9 protein-coding genes are annotated in these 6,117 nt (G+C 62.3%); all 9 read left to right on the forward strand.

From position 1 onward, the window contains the following. The first annotated feature begins 393 nt into the window (after positions 1 to 393). The 9 genes from QZY07_RS26985 (at position 394) to QZY07_RS27025 (ending at position 5,930) form a co-directional block, all read left to right on the forward strand. The gene (locus QZY07_RS26985) at positions 394 to 708 is read left to right on the forward strand and encodes a YebG family protein (RefSeq protein WP_295409553.1); all 315 of its coding nucleotides are present in this window, start codon (positions 394 to 396) and stop codon (positions 706 to 708) included. Between the two features lies 1 nt (position 709). Beyond that, entirely contained in the window at positions 710 to 1,963 is a 1,254-nt protein-coding gene (locus QZY07_RS26990; protein WP_295409555.1) for a VWA domain-containing protein, read from the forward strand. A gap of 125 nt (positions 1,964 to 2,088) precedes the next feature. Next, positions 2,089 to 2,463 (forward strand): type II toxin-antitoxin system RelE/ParE family toxin, encoded by a 375-nt coding sequence (locus tag QZY07_RS26995; protein WP_295409558.1) that lies wholly within the window; start codon positions 2,089 to 2,091, stop codon positions 2,461 to 2,463. Next, positions 2,456 to 2,773 carry a DNA-binding transcriptional regulator gene (locus QZY07_RS27000; RefSeq protein ID WP_295409562.1) on the forward strand — a complete coding sequence of 106 codons (318 nt, stop codon included), beginning with the start codon at positions 2,456 to 2,458 and terminating at the stop codon, positions 2,771 to 2,773. Before QZY07_RS26995 ends, QZY07_RS27000 begins: the two co-directional genes overlap by 8 nt. Before the next feature lie 62 nt (positions 2,774 to 2,835). Beyond that, the gene (locus tag QZY07_RS27005) at positions 2,836 to 3,156 is read left to right on the forward strand and encodes a cupin (RefSeq protein WP_295409564.1); all 321 of its coding nucleotides are present in this window, start codon (positions 2,836 to 2,838) and stop codon (positions 3,154 to 3,156) included. Next, entirely contained in the window at positions 3,153 to 4,274 is a 1,122-nt protein-coding gene (locus QZY07_RS27010; RefSeq protein ID WP_295409567.1) for a hypothetical protein, read from the forward strand. Before QZY07_RS27005 ends, QZY07_RS27010 begins: the two co-directional genes overlap by 4 nt. After that, positions 4,262 to 4,537, forward strand: a complete 276-nt coding sequence (locus QZY07_RS27015) for a hypothetical protein (RefSeq protein WP_295409569.1) — start codon at positions 4,262 to 4,264, stop codon at positions 4,535 to 4,537. Before QZY07_RS27010 ends, QZY07_RS27015 begins: the two co-directional genes overlap by 13 nt. A gap of 32 nt (positions 4,538 to 4,569) precedes the next feature. Continuing rightward, positions 4,570 to 4,995 carry a hypothetical protein gene (locus tag QZY07_RS27020; RefSeq protein WP_295409572.1) on the forward strand — a complete coding sequence of 142 codons (426 nt, stop codon included), beginning with the start codon at positions 4,570 to 4,572 and terminating at the stop codon, positions 4,993 to 4,995. Positions 4,996 to 5,723: 728 nt separating this feature from the next. Next, positions 5,724 to 5,930 (forward strand): hypothetical protein, encoded by a 207-nt coding sequence (locus tag QZY07_RS27025; protein ID WP_295409575.1) that lies wholly within the window; start codon positions 5,724 to 5,726, stop codon positions 5,928 to 5,930. Positions 5,931 to 6,117 lie beyond the last annotated feature (187 nt).

Raw genomic sequence — 6,117 nt, forward strand, 5'->3', positions numbered from 1 at the left:
CGGGCGACGGGTCATCGTCTGGTGGCCGCATCCACGTCAGGTTTATGCGGATGCGCTTGACGAGCAGTCCTGGCAAGACGCTGGAGCGGGGCCGCAAGAACGCTGATCGCCCCGTTGGACGTGCGACATGAAGACGAATTAGCTTCGCTTGCCCGACTGGCTCGCCATCTGATGCTGGGACGAACCACGCTGGATGCTGAATTTCCAGGGTATCGCTACAGTCGCGACGACTGGTTGCGTGAACAAGGGGCAAAAAATTGAGGAAAAAAATCGGGTTTCCGCAGAGGCAATCGCCCTTTGACCGGCATTGGATCTGGATTCGGGACCGGTCGCCCAAGATCCTTGACACAAGGCTCCGTCGAAAGGCGTGAGCAAACAGGAGATGAGTCAGCCATGATCGAGATCGAATACATCGTGAAAGACAGCAACGGAAACGAACGCTTGCGCACCGCCGACAAGAAAGTCGCCGATGCCTATGACCGGGTACTGGAGAACGCGGAGCGCCTGGCGCAGCTGCTACGCGCCGATCAGGTGTTGCCAAGTCTGCCGGACGCGGATCTAGAGGAACTGACCCTCTATCTGGCCCGCAACGCGCAGAATGTGGAGCGCGTACTGAAAGGCAAGGCGCCGGAACGCGAAGCAGTCGATGCGGACCCATCGCCTGCCAACAGGGCGAATAATGTCGCGCCCATTAAGGCGGCCGGCTGACATGGAACTGACTCGTGGCCAGCGCGTCCCGCTTCCGGATCTGATCCGCTCCACCACGTTTCAGGTGGCCGTCGACCTTCAGGGGGTCGCGTGCGATGTCTCCTGCTTTGGCCTGGATGCTCAGGGGACGCTCTCGGACGAGCGCTATCTGGTGTTCTTCAACCAGCCGCAGACTCCCTGCCGTGGTATCGAGCAAATCGCGCTCGCCGGCTTTGTCTCTGGCTTCACCCTGATCCTCGCCCGTCTGCCCACCACCATCGACCGTCTAGTCTTCGTCGCGGCCATCGATGGGCCGGGTGTCATGCGGCAGTTGTCGACCGGGCGCGTGGTGGTGTTCGACGGTGACCGGGAAGCGGCCACCTTCGCATTCCAAGGAACGGATTTCGACCAGGAACGGGCCTTGATGCTGATCGAACTCTATCGCAAGGGCGATGGCTGGCGGCTCGCGACGACCGGGCAGGGGTTCAACGGCGGTCTGGATGCGCTGGTCCGCCACTTCGGCGGTGAAGCTGTGGAGGAGGCTCTCCCGCCGATCGCGTCACCGCCGCCCGCGCGCTTGTCACTGGAAAAGCGCATCGAGCAGGAAGCCCCGCATCTCCTCAGCCTGGCCAAGAAGGCGACCGTCAGCCTGGCCAAACAGGGTCTGCAAAGCACCGTGGCGCGGGTCGGGTTGGTGCTCGATGCCAGTGGCTCGATGCGGGAGCAATACAAGCGCGGTCGGGTTCAGGAACTGCTGGACCGCGTGTTACCGCTGGCGCTGCACTTCGACGACGACGGGAGCCTCGATGTCTGGGCCTTCGACCGGGAGCCGAAGCCGTTGCCGCCCGCGACCACGCGCAACATCCAGGGCTATCTTGATACCGCCAATGGCGGCTGGAAAACGTGGTACGGCGGCGCCAACGACGAACCCAAGGTGATGCGGGTCGTGATCGATCACTATCGCCAACACCCCGACGCGCCACCGGCCTATGTGCTCTTCGTCAGCGATGGCGGCGTCCATCAGAACCGGGAGATCAAGGCGCTGATGGTGGAGTCCGCTCGGTATCCGATCTTCTGGCAGTTCATGGGGCTGGGTGGGCGCAACTACGGCATCCTGGAAAAGCTCGATACCCTGGAGGGGCGCGTGGTCGATAACTGCGGGTTCTTTGCCGTTGACGATTTGCATCAACTGACCGAGGAACAGTTGTACGATCGGATGCTCCAGGAGTTTCCGCAGTGGCTGCGGGCGGCGCGGACCAAGGGGATTGTTCGCTGACCCGGATGCGGTGCGCAATAAGAGAAGAAAGGTGCTGGACGCTGAATAAACCCGACACGTATGTGACTCCTACGATTTTTAAGTATAATACCTAGTGTGACATAAAGTGCGGAGTAGCGGGGCGCGTGAGGATCTTCAAGAACGCTTGGTTCGATCGCTTCGCGCGCAAGCAGAAGATCCAAGAGGCGGCGCTTCGCGAGGCCATCCAGCGAGCCGAGCAAGGCTTGATCGATGCCGATCTTGGTGGCGGAGTCATCAAGCAGCGTGTGGCGCGCCCCGGACAAGGGCGATCAGGGGGCTATCGGACCCTAATCTTGTACCGCCAGACGCATCGCGCCTTCTTCGTCTACGGATTCGCCAAGAGCGAGCAGGCCAGCATCAGTGACGAGGAAGCGGCCACCTTCAAGGCGGCGGCGCGGCATGTCCTGGATCTGACAGACGAACAACTCGCGGCACTGATCCAGAACGGGCAATTTTCGGAGGTTGATGACGATGGCTAAATCGTACCGCAGCGACGCGCTCGCCGCGATCCATGAAACCATGGAAGCCCTCCACGCGGTGGGCGCCATCGACAAGCAGACCCTGCGCGCGTTCGACGACACTTGTCTGACGCCGGTCGATCCCCTCTCGCCGGCGGCCATCCGCGCTCTACGCGAGCGTGAGCATCTTTCACAGCCAGTCTTTGCCCGTTACCTCAACGTGAGCAAGAATCTCGTCTCAGACTGGGAGCGCGGTGTGAAGCGCCCCGGTGGGCCAGCGCTTCGACTCCTGACCGTCATCGAGAAGAAAGGGATTCAGGCGATCGCTTGAACGCCCATGGACGAGACATTCGCACACCCGGTCGCCCGATGACCTGCTAACGTTGATATCCGATGGTTGGGTTTATGCGCATCGCTGGTAACCTGTTTGCCGACCTTCCTCAAGTCGTAGAGGGCGAGGTCTTCGAGGATCTTCTGAGGTGTCGCAATCTCCAGATTGAACGGATCGTCAGCAGCGATAGCCCTGATTCCGGACAATACGATCAAACGCAGGATGAATGGGTCTGCTTACTTCAAGGAGAAGCCACGCTCCGGGCAGGCGACTACCGATTCATCCCCGCGCGGACGTCACACCGCGTCTTGAAAACATCACGCGAGCCGTGCTGTCTGTGGCTAGCGGTCCATCTCTATCCCGAGCGTCCTCCGCTTTCTTGATCCGTCCCCTGAGCATCCTGTTCCTCACTGTCGTGGCCGTCGCGGACACCGACGCGACATTCTTGATGACCATCGGCGGCGCGTGGATGCCAGAAGCGGTCGCACCCACGACGTCCACCCGTATCTTACCGGCACTGGCTGCGGCGCTGACCGTCCGACTGCCCGCATTGCGCGCGGCGGAAGCGGCACAACGGCTGGATCAAGCGTCTGAAACCGGTCCCAGGCTGATCGGCTTCGGTCGGTCCATACCCGCGCATCCGGCCCTCGCTCCGGCCACCGGCAGCGCCAAACCAGCCTGGCAGACGCTTGCGGACGGACGGCAGGTCAACGCGTGGCGAGTGGAGTCACCGGGCGCGCTGGGCGTGCGCTTGGGGGTGCGGATCTTGAGTCTGCCCGACGCGGCGATTCTGCGGTTTATAACCCCCGCGACGGGGCGCGTGGCGGTCATCTCTGGGGCCATGGTCAATGCCAGTGTGCGGCGAAACCGTAGCGCTGGCGTCCCGAACGAATCAGCGGCGCTGTACTGGTCGCCCTTGATCGAAGGGGAATCGATCATCACGGAAGTCGAATTGCCAGCCGCCATCCAGCCGGGCGGCGTCAGGTTCGACCTGAGTTGGCTGTCGCATTTTCACCGTCTTCCCGTCTCGGGGGGTGCCCCGGTCCCAGCCGCCGAGAACGACTGCCACGAGGATGTGATGTGCCATCCCGGCTGGGATCCGCCCAGCCGGGCGACCGCGATTCTGCTCTACACCCGTCCCGATGGGGGTAGCGGCGTCTGCTCGGGCACGCTGCTCGATGACGCGGATCCCGCGACTCAGATCCCCTATTTTTTGACCGCCCATCACTGCGTTCCCGATCAAGCGCGGGCCTCCAGCTTGGAGACCTATTGGCTGTATCGCTCCCTCGCCTGTGGCGGGTCGGTCGCTGACGCTCAGGCGGTCACGGGAGGCGCGGTCCTGCTGTACACCGCTAGGCCAACCGACACCAGTTTTCTGCGGTTGCGTCGCGCGCCGCCGGCGGGGGTGGTCTTCGCGAACTGGCAGGCGCCATGGGTACGGTTGTGGCTGGAGTGCATCATCCGCAGGGGCAGCCGCAGCGCATTGCCGTGGGCGTGCTGAGTGAGTCGCTGAGCTGTCTTGCTGTCGAGGACTGTGGCGCGGACCCGGACGCCATGGAGGAACAGTTTCTACGGGTGACGTGGGCGCAAGGGGTGACGGCGGGAGGTAGTAGTGGCTCGGGGCTTTTTCTGGAGAGCGGTGAACTGATTGGCGTCCTCTATGGGGGATACAGCGGTTGCGGAAAGCCGGATGGTCCCGATGACTACGGGCGCTTCGATCTAGCGTATCGGGCCGCGCTCGACCGTTGGCTGAGAGCGCGTTGACCAACCTGCGGACTTTCGCGGAGAACCAAACGATGCCCTCTGTCAAGAACTGGGTTCTTCCAACCTTGACCGCTGTCGTCCTGCTGCTGGGTTCGACGGCGTTACCGGCCGTGGAGTGCGTTGCGACGCCATCTCCCGGCTCGGTCGAGCGTAAGGCAATTCTGGACGCACTCCGCGAGCACAGCGAGGACGCGGTCAGCCGCGAGATCGTGTTTGTGGTCGGCGCGCTCAAGGTCTGTTCTGGCTGGGCCTGGCTGCACGCGCTCCCCCAATCGCCCGATGGACGTGACCGTTTTGAAGATATCTCCGCGCTGCTGCGGAAGACGCACGGTCGATGGCATGTCGTCGAAATCCCCTGTAGCGAGCCGGACAATCCCGAATGTCTCGGTGAGCCAGGCTATTTCGCACGGCTGAAACAGCGCTTTCCCGCCCTACCGGACGCGATCCTGTCTGAGTGAAACGGTGTGTGGGGACTGGAGAGCGAATGTCCGTCGTTCTACACTCGGTTTGGGTTGAGGTTTCATTCGATCCGAACCACTGCAACAAGCGGACTTGCCCAGGGCCAGCGAGATTAGGAGTAAAAAGCGTGCAAACGATCAACACCATGCCTGAGCCGGCCTCGTTGCAAGCGGTGATCCCGATCACCATCCCGTTGGCCAACACGCCAGCACCAAGGAGCGCCGGGAACCGGCGTTGAAGGCGGTGGAGGAACTGCGCGCCGTCGACGAAATCCGCAGAGAGATACGCCTAGCTGCAACCGCGGGGCACCGAGGGATTTGATGACGTGGAGGCGCTGTGGACGCTGGGGTAAACGCTCAACGAGGCGCGGGCGACGGCGGCGACACGGCGCACTCAGACCGCCTCGGTGCGCGCTCGACTGGCGCACCAGGCGGGCGGTCAGTGGCGCGACTTGCTGGCGTATCTGGAGGGGACGGGGGACTTGCGGGACGGGGCGCGCGATTGAAAAACGCAGCGGCGGCACCATATTCAAAAACTAATCGGTAAAAACGGCTCATCCGCACTGAATCCCCCCCGCGTCCATGATCGCCAAAAACTGGCGTTTTTCTTGCTTTAATCAACTTAGGTTTGTCGTCTTTTGGTGGATTTTTTCGACTCCACCTGCCTGCGATTTCCCGTATCGCTCACTGGATAGGCGCGGATTGCGTTCCGCCGAGAGGAGCCGACGATGATGCGTTTGACGACGTTCTTTTCCCCCCGTTGCTGTGGCGGTCCGGTCTTGGCGCTCTCGCTGGCCCTCGTCTTGTTCGGGGCGCTGTTCATGCTTCTGTCCGCCGAGGGCTTGGGTTGGGTCTTCGTGGGGACGGGGCTCGTCACCTTTGGCCTGTGCATGGTGCTGGCATCCGAGACGGCTGTCTCCCATGCCACAAAATAGGGCATCCGCACGGCAGGAACACGGGTGTCGTGATCATCTTCTTCGGTCCGGCGTTCTGGCCTGTTATTGTGCCGCCGTGTTCACGGGCTGCGCGGCGACAACGACGTTCACGTTGACGCCTTCACCGCAATCCCCGATCTGTCAACGTGGGTCGCAACGGGCCAGCGCGATGGTTCTCTGGGCGACA

Origin of the sequence: uncultured Thiocystis sp. (assembly GCF_903866365.1) — a bacterium.
Taxonomy (GTDB): domain Bacteria; phylum Pseudomonadota; class Gammaproteobacteria; order Chromatiales; family Chromatiaceae; genus Chromatium.